This window comes from Serinicoccus sp. JS2-9 (assembly GCF_059025165.1).
In genome coordinates this window covers 3,320,118-3,336,679 of record NZ_CM180091.1, presented here as the reverse complement: position 1 = coordinate 3,336,679, position 16,562 = coordinate 3,320,118, and the positions used below count along the sequence as shown (strand labels likewise).

Annotated in this window: 18 protein-coding genes; 16 read left to right on the top strand and 2 right to left on the bottom strand. The window is 71.2% G+C overall.

What is annotated here, in order from left to right:
- The first annotated feature begins 48 nt into the window (after positions 1-48).
- The gene (locus tag AC5PYY_RS16115; RefSeq protein ID WP_493897792.1) at positions 49-1,131 is read left to right on the top strand and encodes a 4-hydroxy-3-methylbut-2-enyl diphosphate reductase; all 1,083 of its coding nucleotides are present in this window, start codon (positions 49-51) and stop codon (positions 1,129-1,131) included.
- Positions 1,132-1,290: 159 nt separating this feature from the next.
- On the opposite strand, the gene AC5PYY_RS16110 is transcribed toward AC5PYY_RS16115, so the two are convergent.
- Positions 1,291-2,172: a trypsin-like serine protease gene (locus AC5PYY_RS16110; protein WP_493897791.1), complete on the bottom strand. Its 882-nt coding sequence runs from the start codon at positions 2,170-2,172 to the stop codon at positions 1,291-1,293.
- Between the two features lie 40 nt (positions 2,173-2,212).
- Entirely contained in the window at positions 2,213-3,508 is a 1,296-nt protein-coding gene (locus AC5PYY_RS16105; RefSeq protein WP_493897790.1) for a DNA recombination protein RmuC, read from the bottom strand.
- Between the two features lie 295 nt (positions 3,509-3,803).
- Between AC5PYY_RS16105 and AC5PYY_RS16100 the strand changes: the two genes are divergently transcribed.
- From AC5PYY_RS16100 to AC5PYY_RS16030, 15 genes are all read left to right on the top strand, one after another.
- Positions 3,804-5,015 (top strand): substrate-binding domain-containing protein, encoded by a 1,212-nt coding sequence (locus AC5PYY_RS16100; RefSeq protein WP_493899398.1) that lies wholly within the window; start codon positions 3,804-3,806, stop codon positions 5,013-5,015.
- Positions 5,012-5,806: an ABC transporter ATP-binding protein gene (locus AC5PYY_RS16095; RefSeq protein ID WP_493897789.1), complete on the top strand. Its 795-nt coding sequence runs from the start codon at positions 5,012-5,014 to the stop codon at positions 5,804-5,806. Before AC5PYY_RS16100 ends, AC5PYY_RS16095 begins: the two co-directional genes overlap by 4 nt.
- Positions 5,803-6,594: an ABC transporter ATP-binding protein gene (locus AC5PYY_RS16090; RefSeq protein WP_493897788.1), complete on the top strand. Its 792-nt coding sequence runs from the start codon at positions 5,803-5,805 to the stop codon at positions 6,592-6,594. Before AC5PYY_RS16095 ends, AC5PYY_RS16090 begins: the two co-directional genes overlap by 4 nt.
- Complete coding sequence (locus AC5PYY_RS16085) at positions 6,591-7,466, top strand: branched-chain amino acid ABC transporter permease (protein ID WP_493897787.1); 876 nt, start codon at positions 6,591-6,593, stop codon at positions 7,464-7,466. The genes AC5PYY_RS16090 and AC5PYY_RS16085 overlap by 4 nt, the downstream gene beginning before the upstream one ends.
- Entirely contained in the window at positions 7,463-8,581 is a 1,119-nt protein-coding gene (locus AC5PYY_RS16080) for a branched-chain amino acid ABC transporter permease (protein WP_493897786.1), read from the top strand. The genes AC5PYY_RS16085 and AC5PYY_RS16080 overlap by 4 nt, the downstream gene beginning before the upstream one ends.
- Positions 8,582-8,592: 11 nt before the next feature.
- Positions 8,593-10,215 carry a class I adenylate-forming enzyme family protein gene (locus AC5PYY_RS16075; protein WP_493897785.1) on the top strand — a complete coding sequence of 541 codons (1,623 nt, stop codon included), beginning with the start codon at positions 8,593-8,595 and terminating at the stop codon, positions 10,213-10,215.
- Positions 10,212-10,913 carry a TetR/AcrR family transcriptional regulator gene (locus AC5PYY_RS16070; protein WP_493897784.1) on the top strand — a complete coding sequence of 234 codons (702 nt, stop codon included), beginning with the start codon at positions 10,212-10,214 and terminating at the stop codon, positions 10,911-10,913. Before AC5PYY_RS16075 ends, AC5PYY_RS16070 begins: the two co-directional genes overlap by 4 nt.
- Positions 10,910-11,851, top strand: a complete 942-nt coding sequence (locus AC5PYY_RS16065; RefSeq protein WP_493897783.1) for an alpha/beta fold hydrolase — start codon at positions 10,910-10,912, stop codon at positions 11,849-11,851. Before AC5PYY_RS16070 ends, AC5PYY_RS16065 begins: the two co-directional genes overlap by 4 nt.
- Entirely contained in the window at positions 11,848-12,612 is a 765-nt protein-coding gene (locus AC5PYY_RS16060) for a YqjF family protein (RefSeq protein WP_493897782.1), read from the top strand. Before AC5PYY_RS16065 ends, AC5PYY_RS16060 begins: the two co-directional genes overlap by 4 nt.
- Positions 12,613-12,673: 61 nt before the next feature.
- On the top strand, positions 12,674-12,874 hold the full coding sequence (locus AC5PYY_RS16055; protein ID WP_493897781.1) for a hypothetical protein: 201 nt from the start codon (positions 12,674-12,676) through the stop codon (positions 12,872-12,874).
- Entirely contained in the window at positions 12,871-13,266 is a 396-nt protein-coding gene (locus AC5PYY_RS16050; RefSeq protein ID WP_493897780.1) for a type II toxin-antitoxin system VapC family toxin, read from the top strand. Before AC5PYY_RS16055 ends, AC5PYY_RS16050 begins: the two co-directional genes overlap by 4 nt.
- 12 nt (positions 13,267-13,278) lie before the next feature.
- Positions 13,279-14,382 carry a redox-regulated ATPase YchF gene (gene ychF / locus AC5PYY_RS16045; protein ID WP_493897779.1) on the top strand — a complete coding sequence of 368 codons (1,104 nt, stop codon included), beginning with the start codon at positions 13,279-13,281 and terminating at the stop codon, positions 14,380-14,382.
- On the top strand, positions 14,379-15,524 hold the full coding sequence (locus AC5PYY_RS16040) for a hypothetical protein (protein WP_493897778.1): 1,146 nt from the start codon (positions 14,379-14,381) through the stop codon (positions 15,522-15,524). Before ychF ends, AC5PYY_RS16040 begins: the two co-directional genes overlap by 4 nt.
- A 299-nt stretch (positions 15,525-15,823) precedes the next feature.
- Positions 15,824-16,063 carry an AbrB/MazE/SpoVT family DNA-binding domain-containing protein gene (locus AC5PYY_RS16035; protein WP_493897777.1) on the top strand — a complete coding sequence of 80 codons (240 nt, stop codon included), beginning with the start codon at positions 15,824-15,826 and terminating at the stop codon, positions 16,061-16,063.
- 4 nt (positions 16,064-16,067) lie between these two features.
- Positions 16,068-16,493, top strand: coding sequence for a PIN domain-containing protein (locus tag AC5PYY_RS16030; RefSeq protein WP_493897776.1), 426 nt, complete (start codon positions 16,068-16,070; stop codon positions 16,491-16,493).
- Positions 16,494-16,562 lie beyond the last annotated feature (69 nt).

Sequence of the window (16,562 nt, the reverse complement as noted above, 5' to 3'; positions counted from 1 at the left end):
CCGTTCACCGCTGGGGGACCTCCCAGGCGCAGCACCTAGAATGGGACGGTGACTTCTGCGACACCCTCCACCCGACCGACCAATGCCCCAGACGTCCCTTCTGCCGGGCGCGCGGGGGACAAGCGGGTCCTCCTCGCCGCGCCGCGCGGATACTGCGCCGGTGTCGACCGGGCGGTCGTCACCGTGGAGAAGGCCCTCGAGCTCTACGGCCCGCCGATCTACGTGCGCAAGGAGATCGTGCACAACAAGCACGTGGTGCGGACGCTGGAGAAGCGCGGCGCCATCTTCGTCGAGGAGACCGACGAGGTCCCCGAGGGAGCACGCGTCATCTTCTCGGCCCACGGCGTGAGCCCAGCGGTGCACGCGGAGGCGCGGGCGCTGTCGCTGCAGACGATCGACGCGACCTGCCCCCTGGTGACCAAGGTGCACCGGGAGGCGGTGCGCTTCGCCGACCAGGACTACGACATCCTGCTCGTGGGGCACGAGGGGCACGAGGAGGTGGAGGGCACCGCGGGGGAGGCGCCGGACCACATCACCCTGGTGGAGAACCCTGACGCCGTCGACGACATCGAGGTCCGGGATCCCGACAAGGTGATCTGGTTGTCGCAGACCACGCTCAGCGTGGACGAGACGATGGAGACCGTGCGCCGGCTGCGGGAGAAGTTCCCGAAGCTGCAGGACCCACCGAGCGACGACATCTGCTACGCCACGCAGAACCGGCAGGTCGCGGTGAAGCAGATGGCCGACGACTGCGATCTCATGATCGTCGTGGGCTCGCAGAACTCCTCGAACTCCAAGCGCCTCGTCGAGGTCGCGCTCGAGTACGGCTCGCGCGACGGGCACCTCGTCGACTACGCCGACGAGATCGACGAGGCCTGGCTCGACGGGGTCCAGACCGTGGGGGTGACCAGCGGCGCCAGCGTCCCTGAGGTGCTGGTCCGCGACGTGCTCGACTGGCTGGCCGAGCGCGGCTACGACGACGTCGAGGCGGTCACCGCGGCCGAGGAGTCGTTGCTCTTCGCGCTGCCCACCGAAATCCGACGCGACCTCAAGGCCGCGGGTCAGCAGGACACGAAGGTCCAGCACGACCCCGGCTCGATCCCGAGCGGGCGGGACGGTTCGTTGCGCTGACCGCGGGCGCACGACCGCGCACCGACCGAGACTCCTCCGAGCACGAGCACGAGCACGGCCCGGCTCCCTGTGGGGTGCCGGGCCGTGTCGTTCCCGTCGGGAGGGGTGGAATCAGCCGGCCGAACGGCCGGCCGCCCGTGCGACGGGAGTCAGGTGTGGTCAGTCGATGAAGTGGCTCAGCCACTCGAGGTCGTCGGCGGTGTCGATGCGGTAGATGCCGCTCGTGCCGGCGCAGGTGGCGTTGACGCCGAACGAGGTCACCGCGACGACGGTCTCGCTGCCGTCGATGAAGGTGGGGCCACCGGAGTCGCCGGAGCAGGTGCCGCCGGTGTTGGCGTTGTTGGTGAGCACGACATACATGTCGTTGGCCTTGCCGCCGCCGAACTGCCGGTTGTTGATGAGTTCGCCCTCGGCCTGGAGCTTGGTCCAGTCGTCCTGGTCGCCGCGGCCCTGGCCGTTGCTGTCCGGCATGGACCACTGCAGGCCGTAGCCCACCGTGTCGTAGCTGTCCCGGTCCTTCTTGCGGGTCGCCAGCTGCTCGTCCCAGTAGCCCAGCTCGGGGAGCTCGCCGTAGGTGTCCATATGCACCGGCTCGTCGAGCTCGACCACGCCGACGTCGTGGAGGTAGAAGGCGGCGTCGTCGTAGTCCGGGTGGCTCAGGACGGTGGTGCCGTAGGCATCGGCGGACTCCATGGCGTCCGAGAAGAGTAGCCACTCCCGCTCTGCACGCATCTCCCCTTCGAGGTCGTCGCCGTACCAGATCGCGACCGCCTCGGCGCCGTAGGTGCAGTGACCTGCGGTGAGGAAGGTGTCCTCGTCCATCTGGGTGCCGCTGCACCGCCAGGAGGCGACGAGCGTCTCGGTGTCCGGCTCGCCGTCCTCGTCGGTGTCGATCTCCTGGGTTGTGTAGGCCAGCATGAAACCGACGTAGGGGTGCTCGCCGTCGTCCGGGTCGCCCCACTTGATGGCGGCTGCCGGCAGGGCGGTGGTCGCGACGGTGGCGATGCCGGCCAGGCCGGCGAGGAGAGTGCGCTTGCGCATCAGTAGTCGTGTCCTTCCACGGGTTGGATAGCCGGTGAGATTAGCCCGCCCGCGGCGGCCTGTCCTGTTGACGCGAACCTGACGCCACGTCAGGTACGAAGGACGTTCCGGCGGTCTCGTCACCGGCGAGCAGCTCGGGATCGCGGCCCGGCGTGCCGGCCTCGAGCTCGTCGGAGAGCCAGGCTGCTCCGGTGGGTCGCGGCGCGGTCTCGACGGTCGGCAGCGCGGCGTGCGCGGCGTCGGTGAGCCCGAGCTCGTGCATCCGCCGGGAGGTCACCATCACCCGCGACTCCAGGGTGCCCACCAGCTGGTTGTAGGTCTCGACCGACCGGCGCAGCGACCCGCCCATGGCGGAGACGTGCCGCCCGAGGGTGCCGAGCCGATGGTGCAGCTCGGTGCCGAGCGAGAGCAGCTCGCGCGCGTTGCCGGCCAGGGCGTCCTGCTGCCAGGCCAGCGCGGTGGCTCGCAGGACGGCGAGCAGCGTGGCGGGGGAGGCGAGGACGACCTTGCGCGCCTGGGCGTCGTCGTAGAGCTCGGGGCTGGCGCGGAGCGCGGCCGCGAGCACGGCGTCGCTGGGGACGAAGCACACCACCAGCTCTGGGGACGTCGCGAAGGCGGACCAGTAGTCCTTGGCGGCCAGCGCCTCGACGTGCCCCCGCAGCGCCGCGGCGTGCTTCCGCAGGAGCGCGGTCGCCTCCGCGGGAGGGACGTCCTCACCCTGGGCCTGGACGAAGGCCGAGAGCGGGGCCTTGCTGTCGACGACGAGCACCTTGTCTCCCGGCAGCCGGACGACGGCGTCCGGGCGCACCCGCGCGTCGTGCCGGCTCACCGCCTCCACCTGCTCGTCGAAGTCGCAGTGCGCGAGCATGCCGGCGTGCTCCAGCACCCGGCGCAGCTGGACCTCGCCCCAGGTGCCCCGGGTGCCGGAGGAGGACAGGGCGCCGGACAGCGCCGCGGTCTGCTGCTGAAGCGTGCGGGTCTGCTCGGCCACGACCTCGAGGTGCTCGCCGACCTGGCCGAACTGCTCGACCCGGTCGCGCTCCAAGGTGCGCACCTGGTGCTCGACGCGATCCAGGGCCGCCCGCAGCGGGGCCAGCTCGGCCGCCGTGCGGGTGTCGCGCTCCTGGCGCTCCAGGAGGCCGTCGAGCTCCTGCCGGAGCTCGCCCGCCTCCGCGTGCGCCTGGTCGCGCGAGGCGCGGGCGAGCGCCGTCTCCGTGCCTGCCCGGGCCAGGCGGGCGGCCGCCCCGCTGCGGGCCAGCACCCACCCGAGCACGAGCCCCACCGCGAGCGCCAGCAGCAGCGGCGCCACCGCGCCGATCGTCAGTTCCTCGCTCATGTCGCCACCCTCGCACCGGGCACCGACAGACCCGGTCGCGCAGCGGCATACCCGTGGCTGGAGGAGTGCGGATTGGTGACCCGGCGCCGGTCGCACGAGGGCGGGACGACCCGACCTGATCACGATCTGGTCACGACCGGCTCCCCCGCGCCGACCCGGCGTTGACATCGCCGCGAGGCCTCGTCTACCTTCCATGACGAAACATGAATCACCTTTCATGTTTGAGCTCACGAAGGAGTGACCCGTGACCGCACGTCCCGCCCGTCTGATCACCGCCGCCATCGCGACCGCCACGATGACGCTCGGCCTCGCGGCCTGCGCCCCCTCGACGGACGGGGGTGACGACGGCGACGCGGGTGGCGCCGACAGCGGCTCCGAGACCGACGACTCCGGGGACGGTGCCGAGGGCGCCGATGGTCCCGGGAGCGTGCAGGTCGGCATCATCTACTCCGAGACCGGACCGCTCGCCGCCTACGGCGAGCAGTACCGGCAGGGTCTGGAGGCGGGGATCGACTACGCCACCGAGGGCACCGGGGAGGTCGACGGCACGGCCATCGAGCTGGAGTTCCGTGACGACGCGGGCAACCCAGACACCGCTGTCGCAGCAGCCAAGGACCTCATCGGTCAGGACTACACGATCCTCGGCGGCACCGTCGTCTCGGGCATCGCGACCGCGATGGCCGAGCAGGCCGAGCAGAACGAGATCCTCTACATCTCCGGCCCGGCGGCCACCGACGCCATCACCGGCGTCAACGAGTTCACCTTCCGCTCCGGCCGGCAGAGCTTCCAGGACGTCGCGACCGCCGGCGCCATGCTCGAGGACTCCTCGGGCAAGGTCGTCGTGCTCGCCCAGGACAACGCCTTCGGACAGGGCAACCTGGCCGCCGTCGAGGCCGTCCTGGGCGCCGACGGCGCGGAGGTCGCCAGCGTGCTGGTGCCCGAGGACGCGACCGAGTTCACCGGCTTCGCCCGCCAGGTGGTGGACGAGGAGCCCGACCTGATCTTCGTCGCCTGGGCGGGGGCGACCGCCGGCAACATGTGGCAGTCCCTCGACCAGCAGGAGGTCTTCGACGCGGCCCCCGTCGTCACCGGCCTGGCCGACTCGGCCACCTTCGCCGCTTACGGGTCCGTCGGCGAGCAGATCTCCTTCCTGTCGCACTACTTCCCGGACGCGACCGACAACGAGGTCAACCAGGCCCTGATCGACACGGTCACCGAGGCTGGTGGCACCCCCGACCTGTTCACCGTCGACGGCTTCGTGGCCGGGCAGATGATCGTCCAGGCCGTCGCCGAGGGCGGCGACGACGTCAACGCGATGATCGACGCGCTCGAGGGCTGGGAGTTCGAGGGCCCCAAGGGCACCACGACCATCCGTGAGGGTGACCACGCGCTGGTGCAGGACATGTTCACCGCCCGCCTCGTGCAGGACGGCGACGCCTTCACGCCAGAGCTCATCGACACCGTCTCCGCCGACGAGGTCGCGCCGCCGGAGGCGTCCGGGAAGTGACCCCCCAGGCCCGCCCCGACGCGGGGGCGGCGAGCACCGCCACCCCCGCGCTCGAGGTCCGGGACCTGTCGCTGCGCATCGGCGGCGCGCAGATCCTGGAGGACATCAGCTTCGCCGTGCCCACCGGCCAGATCGTGGGCGTCATCGGACCGAACGGCGCCGGCAAGACGACGTTGTTCAACCTCGTCTCCGGCGTGCACCAGCCCAGCTCCGGGTCGGTGCTGCTGGACGGGACCGACGTGACGTCCGCGAGCATCACCCAGCGGGCCCGCGCCGGCCTCGGCCGGACCTTCCAGACCTCCTCGCTCTTCCCGGGGCTGACGGTCCTGGAGAACGCCCGGCTCGCCGCCCAGGTGCCGCTCGGCCGGGCGCTGTCGCTGTTCACCTTCCCCCGGCGCCAGGATCCCGCGACCCGGCGCGCGCACGAGCTCCTCGACGAGGTCGGGCTCACGCACCGGGCCCAGGTGCGCGCCGGTGACCTCCCGCACGGCGACAAGCGCAAGCTGGAGATCGCCATGCTGCTGGCCACCGACCCGCAGGTGGTGCTGCTCGACGAGCCGATGGCGGGCGTGGCGTCCGGCGACGTGCCCAGCCTCACCGAGGTGATCCGCGGGCTGCATACCGAGCACGGGTGCACCGTCCTCATGGTCGAGCACCACATGGAGGTCCTCCTGGGCCTGGTCGAGCGGGTGGCGGTGCTCCACTTCGGCACCCTGCTCGCGGTCGACACCCCGGAGGCGGTCATGGCCGACCCGACCGTCCAGAGCGCCTACCTCGGGGAGCCGGTATGACGCAGCGCACCTCTCCCGACCCCGCGCCGCAGACCGCGGGCGCCTCGGGCGTGGCCACGGCCGCGGAGACGCCCGGCGACCCCGTCCTGCGGGTCCGCGACCTGCGCGCCCACGTCGCCGGACAGCAGGTCGTCGAGCACGTCGACCTCGACGTGGCCCCGTCCGGCGTCACCGCCCTGCTGGGCCGCAACGGCGTCGGCAAGACCTCGACGATCAAGGCGATCCTGGGCCTCGTCGACCGCGGCGCCGTCAGCACCGTCGAGCTGGCCGGTGCCGACATCTCGAGCGAGCCGACCTACCGGATCGTCCAGCGGGGCGTCGGCTACGTCCCCGAGGACCGCGAGGTCTTCGCCGGGCTCACCGTGACCGAGAACCTCCGCCTCGCCGAGCGCCGGGGCAGCGAGCACCGCTACGACCTTGTCTACGACCTCTTCCCCGAGCTGCGCGAGCGCGGCGCCCAGGCCGCGGGCACCCTCTCCGGGGGGCAGCAGCAGATGGTGTCGCTCGCGCGGGCCCTGCTCAACGACAACCGGGTGCTGCTCGTCGACGAGCCGACCAAGGGGCTCGCGCCCCGCCTCGTGCAGGAGGTGAGCCGGGTGCTGGCCCGCGCCGCCGAGGTCGCGCCGATCCTGCTCGTGGAGCAGAACCTCCAGGTCGTCCGCGAGCTGGCCCGCCACGCGGTGGTCCTCACCGACGGCCGGAGCGTCCACCACGGGCCTGCCCGCGACTTCCTCGACGACCCCGAGGCCACCCAGCGGCTCCTCGGCGTCCACGGAGGTGAGCGATGAGCACGGTCGTCCTGCTCCTCATCACCGGCGTCGGTCTGGGCGCGATCTACTTCCTCGTCGCCTCGGGCCTGTCGCTCATCTACGGGCTCATGCACGTCCTCAACTTCGCGCACGGCGTCTTCCTCTCCCTCGGGGCCTTCCTGGGTTTCGAGGTCGCGACCCGGCTGGGTGCCACGACGTGGCTCGGCTTCGCAGCCTCGCTGCTGGTGGGCGCGCTCGCCGGAGCGGTCTTCGCGGCGCTCACCGAACGGCTGCTGGTGCAGCGGCTCTACGAGCGGCACATCGAGCAGGTGCTGGTGACCGTGGGGCTCGGGCTCGGTGCCGTCGCGCTCTTCGACGGCATCTGGGGCACCGACCCGCGCTTCATCTCCAGCCCCGCCTGGATGGGTGACACGACGAACGTCCTGGGCGCCAACGTGCCCAACGACCGTTTCGTGGCGATCATCGTCGCCGCGGCCGTGCTCGCCGCGATGGTGCTCTTCCTGCGCAAGACCCGCTACGGCATGATCATCCGGGCCGGCGTCGAGAACCGCGCCATGGTCACCGCGCTCGGCATCGATGTGCGGACCGCCTTCACCCTGGTCTTCACCATCGGCGGCATCGCGGCCGGCCTCGGCGGCGTGCTGGCGAGCCACTACTTCGGCTACGTCTCGCCGTTGCTGGGGCAGACGCTGCTCATCTTCGCCTTCATCGTCACCGTCATCGGCGGGCTGGGCTCGCTCACCGGCGCGGCGATCGCCTCGGTGCTGGTGGCGCTGCTGCAGCAGTTCGCCAACTACTACCTGTGGGGCACGGGTGACCTGGCGGTCGTCGTGCTGCTCGCGGTGGTCCTGCTCACCCGACCCTCCGGCCTCATGGGGAGGCGCGCATGAGCACCCTGGTCCGTCGCCTGCTCCCGCCCGGGCTGGTCGTGCTGCTGGCCTGCCTGCCGCTGCTCGACCTGTCCCTCCCGGGCGTGCTCCCGGGGCCCACCTACACCCCCGGCACGCTCCACCTGCTGGCGCTGGCCATGGTGATGGCCGCGCTCGCGCTGTCCTACCACCTGCTGCTCGGGGTGGCCGGGCTGCTGTCCTTCGGGCACGCGCTCTACTTCGGCATCGGCGCCTACCTGCTCGGCATCGTCATGGGCGAGCTGAAGCTGGCCCTGCTCCCGTCGGTCCTGCTCGTGCTCGTCGTCGGCGCGTTGCTCGCCTCGATCCTGGGCGCGATCAGCCTGCGGGTCACCGGCATCCCCTTCGCCATGGTCACCCTGGCCTTCGCCCAGGCGGGGTCGGTGCTCGTCCGTCGCGACCCCGGCCGGGTCACCGGCGGCGAGGAGGGGCTGCGGCTGCCCACCGAGCAGGTGCCGGACGCGCTGGTGGGCGTCGCCGACACCCGCAACCTCTACTGGCTGGCGCTCGCCGCCCTCGTCCTCGCCCACCTCCTCGTCGCCTGGGTGCAGCGCAGCCGCGCCGGTCACGTCGCCGAGGCGGTGCGGGAGAACGAGCTGCGGGTCCGGGTGCTCGGCATGCGGCCCTTCCTCGTCAAGCTCGCGATCTTCGTCGCGGCCTCGGTCATCGCGATCGGGATGGGCATGGTGCACCTGCTGCTCAACTCCGGTGCCGTGCCGCACGTCGTCAGCGCCGAGTTCACCATCTCGCTGCTGCTCATGGTGGTCATCGGCGGCGTCGGGTCGCGCTGGGGCGCGGTGGCCGGGGCGGTGCTCTACGTCCTGCTCAACCAGCGGCTCACGGTGCTCGCCCAGGCCGACTGGGTCCACGACCTGCCCGCCGTGCTGCGGATCCCGCTGTCGGAGCCGATGTTCATCCTCGGCACGCTCTTCGTGCTCGTCGTGATGTTCCTGCCCGGCGGCATCGCGGGGACCGTCGCCCGGTTGCGGGGCGCCCGTGACGGCGCCGGCAGCGAGGACGACCCGGCTGAGATGCTGGAGGACATGGACGACGAGGACCGTGCGCAGGACGCGCCGGCCGGTGCGGGGTCACGGTGAGCGGTGAGGGTATGCCGTCCGCCTCCCGAAAGGTCGACGGTCAGCACCCCCGGACCGACCATGGGGGGCCGGGAGCGGGCGTCTCGGAGGACGGCCTGCACACCCTCGGGCGTTGGCCGGCCGACCGGGCCCGGATCGCCCCGGAGCACCGGGCCGTGATCGATCGCGGTGTCGTCCTCACCTACGGCCAGCTCGAGGCCAGGGTCGACCAGCTGGCGCAGCTGCTGCGCGATGCCGGCCTGGGGCGCGGTGCGCGCATCGCGACGCTCGTCGGCAACAGCGCCGACCAGGTCGTGCTGCTCTTCGCCTGCGCCCGCGTCGGGGCGGCCCTGGCCCCGTTGTCCTGGCGGCTCACGCCCCGGGAGCTGGCGCGTCAGGTGGATCTGCTCGACCCCGACCTGCTCGTGATCGAGGAGGAGACCGCCTCCCTCGCCCGGGAGCTCACCCGCCGGCTGGCGCGTGCGGACGGCCTGGCGACGGCATACCTCACGGAGCTGGCGACCCCAGGGGTGCTGACGGCGACGACGCACGCCGCCCCCGTCCCGGCCGCGCCGGTCCACGACGAGGACCCGCTGCTCGTCGCCTTCACCTCGGGCACCGCGAGCGAGCCCAAGGCCGCCGTGCTCTCGCACCGCACCTGCTGGTGGACCAACCTGTCGCTGTCGCGGACGCTGGAGCTGACCGAGCGCGACATCGTGCTGTCGGTGCTGCCGCAGTTCCACGTCGGCGGGTGGAACATCCAGCCGCTGCTGGCGTGGTGGACCGGGGCGACCGTCGTGCTCGAGCGGACCTTCGACGCCGGGCGGGTGCTCAGCCTCGTGGCCGAGCACCGGGTGAGCACGATGATGGGGGTGCCGACGCACTACCTGCTGCTCTCGGAGCACCCGGCCTTCGCCACGGCCGACCTGGGCAGCCTCACCAGCGCCGTCGTGGGCGGGGCGCCGATGCCGGCGCCGCTGCTGCGCACCTTCCACGCCCGGGGCGTGGCGCTCACCCAGGGCTACGGGCTCACCGAGGCCGGCCCCAACGTGCTGTGCCTGCCGCCGCACGAGGCGACCGAGCGGGTGGGCTGGGCCGGCGTGCCCTACCCCTATGTCGACGTCGCGCTCGCCGACCCCGCGACGGGGGAGCGGCTCCAGGGCGCGGCCACCGGCGAGCTGCTGGTGCGGGGTCCGGGCCTGTTCTCCGGCTATCTGCACGACGAGGCGGCGACCCGCGAGGTGCTGCACGACGGCTGGTTGTGGACCGGGGACGTCGCGACGCGCGACGACGAGGGCTACCTGCGGATCGTGGACCGGCTGCGCAACATCTTCATCAGCGGCGGCGAGAACGTCGCTCCGGCCGAGGTCGAGGCGGTGCTGCGGCGGCACCCCGCGGTCTCTCGTGCCGCCGTGGTCGGGGTGCCCGACGAGCGGTGGGGCGAGGTCGGCCTGGCCCTGGTCACGCTGCGCTCCGGAGTCGCGACCGACGAGCGCGACCTGCTGGAGCACTGCCGGGCCGAGCTCGCCGGCTTCAAGGTGCCGCAGCGCGTCGTCGCTGTGCCGGGGCTCCCCGAGGTCGGCATCGGCAAGACCGATCTCGCGGCCGTCCGGGCGATGGTCGACGACCTCGGGCTGCGCAGGTCACCGGCATGAGTGTCGAGGACGACCTGCGCGCGGGGGCCCGCCCAGCACCGCGCACGGCCCGCGGTGCCCGCACCCGGGCCCGGCTGCTGCAGGCGGCCGAGGACGTCTTCGCCGACGTGGGCTACGTCGACGCCTCCATCGTCAAGATCACCGAGCAGGCGGGGGTCGGCCTCGGCACGTTCTACGTCCACTTCCCGGGCAAGAAGGAGATCTTCGACGAGGTCGTCCTCGACCTCAACCGCCGGGTCCGGCACGCGATGAGCGAGGCGATCGAGGGGGCGCCGAGTCGGCTGGACGCCGAGCGGGCCGGCTTCTCCGCCTTCTTCCGCTTCACCGCCGAGCACCCCGCGCTCTACCGCATCGTCCGGCAGGCCGAGTTCGTCTCGCCCGAGGCGATGCGGGAGCACTACACCTCGATCCTCACCGGCTACGAGCAGGCGCTGACCCGCGCCCGCGAGGCCGGTGACGTGCGGCCCGACCTCGACCCCGAGGTCGCGTCGTGGGTGCTCATGGGCGCGGGTGAGCTGATCGGGATGCGCTGGGTGCTCTGGGACGAGGAGCGCGGCGCCCACCCCGACGGTGTCCCGCCCGAGATCTTCACCGCGCTCATGGATGTCATCGAGCACGCCGTGGGCCGCGGCGGGCCGCGGCCGGCCCGCACCCGGGGTGAGACCAGCACGACCAGCACGACCAAGGAGGACCGATGAGCACCACCGCGATACTGCCTTCGCTGGACGAGGTGACCGACGAGCGCTACCGGCAGGAGGACGTGCCCGTCGACGGGGGGACCTTGCGGGTCGGGGTGTGGGAGCCGGCGGAGTCGGCGGGGGAGAGCGCTGACGTGCCGACGCTGCTGCTCGTGCACGGCATCACCGCCTCGCACGTCTCCTTCGCCGCGCTCGCGGCGGCCCTGCCGCACGCCCGGCTCATCGCCCCCGACCTGCGGGGGCGAGGGCGCTCGCGCGACCTGCCCGGCCCCTACGGCATGGCCCGGCACGCCGACGACGTCGCCGCCGTGCTCGGGCACCTCGGCGCCGGTGCGGTGACCGCGGTCGGGCACTCGATGGGAGCCTTCGTCGTCCTCGTCCTCGCGCACCGGCACCCGGAGCGCGTCCGTGCCTTGCACCTCGTCGACGGGGGTATGCCGTTGCTCCCGCCCGAGGGCGTCGCGCCCGAGCAGATGGCCGCCGCCGTCCTCGGCCCCGCGGCCGACCGGCTGACGCAGACCTTCCCCAGCCGAGCGGCATACCAGGACTTCTGGCGCGAGCACCCGGCCCTCGGGCCGGAGCTGACCAACGTCACCCTCGCCTACGTCGACTACGACCTGGTGGGGGAGGAGCCGGAGCTGCGGCCCGCCACGCGACCGGAGGCGCTGACCGAGGACATCCGCGAGCTCATCGACGGCGACGACGTCGAGCGGGCGCTCGACGGGCTCGCGCACGAGGCGACGTGGTTCGTCGCGCCTCGCGGCCTGATGGACGAGGTGCCGCCGCTCTATCCGGAGGCGGCCCGCTCGGGGTGGACGACGCGGCTGCCGCGGCTGCGCCTCGTCGAGGTCGACGACGTCAACCACTACACGATCGTCCTGCACCCCCGAGGCGTCGAGCAGCTGCTGCCGCACCTGGTGGGGTCTGACCCGGCGTGAGCGACGCCGACACCCCGCTGGAGCAGGGCGGTCCGCCGCTGCCCACCCGGCAGGTGATGCACCAGTGGTGGCGCGACCTGTGCTTCGTGCACTGGCGCGTGGCGCCGGAGCAGGTGGCTCCGCTGCTGCCGGCAGGGACCCGCCCCGACGTCGTCGACGGGTCCGCCTGGGTGGGGCTCATTCCGTTCCGGATGGTCGACGCCGGGCTACTGCGGGGCCCGGCGGTGCCGTGGCTGGGCACCTTCCTGGAGCTCAACGTCCGCACGTATGCCGTCGATGCGGCTGGGCGGCGTGGCGTGGTCTTCCGGTCGTTGGAAGCCCAGCGCGCCGCGGTGGTGGCGGGTGCGCGGCTGGGCTTCGGGGTGCCCTACCGGTGGGCGTCGATGTCGCTGGAGCGAAGCCCAGGGGTCGAGCCGGGCGCGGTCGGCGAGGTGCTCCGGTGGCGCAGCCGACGGCTCGAGCCGCGCGGTGCACGCAGCTCGATGACGGTGCGCGTGCGGGAGCGGATCGCCGACCCCGACCCGCTGGCGATCTTCCTCACCGCCCGGTTCGGTCTGCATACGAGGTGGTTGGGGCGCACCCTGTGGGTGCCGAACACGCACGGCCCGTGGCCGCTGCAGCGGGCCGAGCTGCTCGACCTCGACGACGAGCTGGTCGCGGCGGCCGGGCTACCGGCCGACGTGGTGCGGCGGCCACCTGACAGCGTGCTCTACAGCCCAGGGGTGCGGACCGTGTTCGGTGCCCCGGTCGGCGTCGGATGAGTATGCATGCACTGTGCATGGTTACCATGCTCAGTGCATGAAGACGATTTAGGTGCGCAACGTGCCCGAGGACCTGAGCCGGCCTGTGAAGGCGAAGGCGGCGCGGGAGGGAGCCTCTCTGAGTGACTTCCTGCTGGCTCAGCTGGAGCAGATCGCCGCCCGACCGACCCGCGCCGAGCTTCTGGAGCAGATCGAGGCCAGGCCGGTGCGTGACCTGCCGCCGGCCGAGGAGGTGCTTGCCCAGGAACGGGCGGACAGGTGACCCTGGTCGTCGATGCCTCTGCCGTCGCGGAGATCCTGCTCCGGACCTCACGCGGGGCGAAGGCTGTCGGGATGCTCGGTGATCACAGCCTGATCGCCCCTCACCTGTTGCCGGCCGAGCTCGCCTCCGTCCTGCGCGGTTGGTCGCTGGGCGGTCTGCTCTCCGATGACGATGCCGCTCGTGCCGTCGCGGAGTTCGCCGACGTGCGCATCGAGCTGGTGGACATGATGCCGCTGCTCCCGGCCGTGTGGGAGATGCGCCACCACGTCAGCGCCTACGACGCGATGTACGTCGCGCTGGCTCGCGCCGTGGATGCGCCCCTGCTGACCCTGGATCGCGGGATGGCGGCGGCTGCTTCGGACTGTGCGCTGCTGCCCTCCGGCGACGACTAGACTGCTGACCCCGTGGCACTCACCATCGGAATCGTCGGCCTGCCCAACGTGGGCAAGTCCACGCTCTTCAACGCGCTGACCAAGAACACCGTGCTCGCGGCGAACTATCCGTTCGCGACGATCGAGCCCAACATCGGCGTGGTGCCGCTCAAGGACGCGCGCCTGGACCGGCTCGCCGAGATCCACGGCAGCGCCAAGATCTTGCCCGCGACGGTGAGCTTCGTCGACATCGCCGGTATCGTCCGTGGCGCCAGCGAGGGGGAGGGGCTGGGCAACAAGTTCCTCGCCAACATCCGTGAGGCCGACGCGATCTGCCAGGTGGTGCGCGCCTTCCGCGACGACGACGTCGTGCACGTCGACGGCAAGGTCAGCCCGGTCGACGACATCGAGACCATCAACACCGAGCTCATCCTCGCCGACCTGCAGACGCTGGAGAACGCCATCCCGCGGCTGGAGAAGGAGGTGAAGGGGAAGAAGACGGACAAGGAGATCCTCGACACCGCCCTCGCGGCGCAGCAGGTGCTCGAGGCGGGCGACACCCTGTATGCCGCCGGCGCGGCTGCCGGGGTCGACGTCGCGATCGCGCGGCAGCTCGGGCTGCTCACGACCAAGCCCTTCCTCTACGTCTTCAACCTCGACGAGGACGGCCTGACCGACGAGGCGCTGCACGCCGAGCTGGCCCAGTTGGTGGCGCCCGCCGAGGCGATCTACCTCTCCGCCAAGCTCGAGGCGGACCTGGCTGAGCTGGAGGACGAGGAGGCCGCCGAGCTGCTGGAGTCGGTCGGCGTCACCGAGCCAGGGCTGGACCAGCTGGCCCGGGTCGGCTTCGACACCCTCGGGCTGCAGACCTACCTCACCGCCGGGCCGAAGGAGTCGCGCGCCTGGACGGTCCGCCAGGGCGCCACCGCGCCGCAGGCCGCCGGCGTCATCCACACCGACTTCGAGCGCGGCTTCATCAAGGCCGAGATCGTCAGCTTCGACGCGCTCGACGAGCTGGGGTCGATGACCAAGGCCAAGGAGGCCGGCAAGGTCCGGATGGAGGGCAAGGACTACGTGATGGCGGACGGGGACGTCGTGGAGTTCCGGACAGGACTTACGTCTGGGAATAAGAAGTGACGGAATGGTGGCAGGACTTCTCGGCGAAGTGGTCATGGGACGACCCGATGCTTCTCGTGGGCCTTGTCACCATCGTGGTCACTGCACTTATACCCGTCGCCTTGTGGTGGCTGGGTGCGAAACAGGCAAAACGCGACGGTGTTCTCAACGAGTTGCAAACCGAAACCCTCGCTCGTCAAGAGCAGATTTCCCGACGCCAGCGACGGGACGCACTGCTGGAGGTCGTTGACCGATCCGCTGACGCCACGCATCTGGGGCTTTTGTGGCGGGAGGTTCGCGAGTATGAAGGCGAGGATCGGGACCTCCTTCTCGCCCGCTTTCGTACCAACGTTGCGCTCGCGCTTCCCGGGACGTCCACTGGTGTGAAGGTTCGGGATGATCTGACTGACACCGTCGTGAGTCATTACGTTGGCGGGCTTGAGCGTCGCTACGCAGAAGGCGCTCGCGGGTTCCATTCGTATCCTGGTCTGCTCGACTTCATGGTGGCCGCGACGAATCAGGGGGCAAAGATCGAGACGTCGAAGATCGTCGCGCTCGTTACAGGACCCACCGCCGAGAATCAGTGTCCAGGCCACGGATTCTACCGGGATCTGGTCAGCGTCCTTCCCAGGGCAGCTAGCGGTCTCCTTCACGCGGTCGAGGGTATCGATCCTCGGAGTTCCGGTGGTCTCAGGCTGAACGTTCTGACCGGCACCCTCCTCGCGGTCAAGGACGTGGAGATCGGGCGGTCCGGGGGAGCTTCGAGGTTGCATGCGGATGCGGTGGAAGAGTTGAGGGATGCGGTCCCCGAGGCCCTCGCCTTCCTTCTCCATCGAGACAACCTGCGCTCGTTTGATCGATGGTCACGTGAAGGCTCGACCGAGCCCGTCAGTGCCACGGTCGCCTGGCTCATCAGGGCGGTTGGCTGGCTCGCCGACACCGACAGCCACCTAGCGATGCGGATGGTTCAGAATCTCGCTTCCGCAATCGAGTCGATACCTGCTGCGGACAGAGGTTGGGGGATCGATGACCGTGATGTCCGTCAGGGATTCGAGTGGATCAGGGCAAAGCAGCCTGCATTGTGGGAAACGTACGGAGCGAGTCTGGAATCGGCTGCGACAATCATCGGGCAGTGGAAGGCGGAAGAGCATGACAACGACTAAAAGCGACGTGGTGGAGTTCCGCTTCAACGTCTGAGTCGCAGGCGGAGTTCGCGCTGTGGCAGCTCGTGCAGGCCGACGGGGCAGGCCCGCGGGGCGATGGTCGTTCTCGGTGTCACTCGTGTCACACGCCTCACGCGATGCCAGAACCTCGTATGTGCCGGGGCTGTGTCATCGGCAGATGCGAGTTTCCCGTCATTCTGGTGCTGCTGTGACGGACGAGGCTCACGTGCTTCTGGCCCTCACCCCCCGCGCCTCCATATGCACCATGTGCCATGGGAACTGACTGGTACCCTCTTCCCATGAAGGCGACGATCGACTCGGGCGGGCGTATCCTGCTGCCCAAGGCCCTTCGCGACGCGCTGGGCCTCACCGCGGGCATGACGGTCGACGTCTCGCGCTACGGCGACGGCCTGCAGATCACGCCCGGTGGGCGCACGGCCCAGGTGGTGCGCGGCGACCACGGCAGATTGGTCGCGCGGAGCGACACGGCCGTGAGCGATGAGGAGATGTTCGGCCTCATCGATGCCAGCCGCCGGTGACCCGGTGACGCAGCACGACCGCTGGGCGGTCGACACCAGCGTGGCCGTCCCCCTGCTCGTGGAGCGGCATCCGGCCCACGGCGCGGTATGGCGTTGGGTGGCCGACCGGAGCGCCACGGTGGTGCTCTGTGGCCACGCGCTTCCGGAGACGTACTCCGTGCTCACGCGGCTTCCGGGCGACGCGCGGGTCGCCGGATCTGACGCTGTGCGACTCATCGACGACGTCTTCGACGTGGAGGCGGGCCTGCCCCAGGAGCTCACCGCGACCCTTCACCGCCGGATGGCGGGGGCGCAGATCGCCGGTGGTGCGGTGTATGACGCCATGGTCGCGCTGGCTGCCCGGCACCATGACCTGTCCCTGGCCACGCGCGATGCCCGCGCGAAGGGGACCTACGAGGCGCTCGGCGTCGCCGTTGAGGTGTTGGCGTGATCGGGGTCGAGAACTCACCGACGAGCTGCGTCAGCCTGCGGTCGATCGGGGCGACACCTGCGTGCGGCC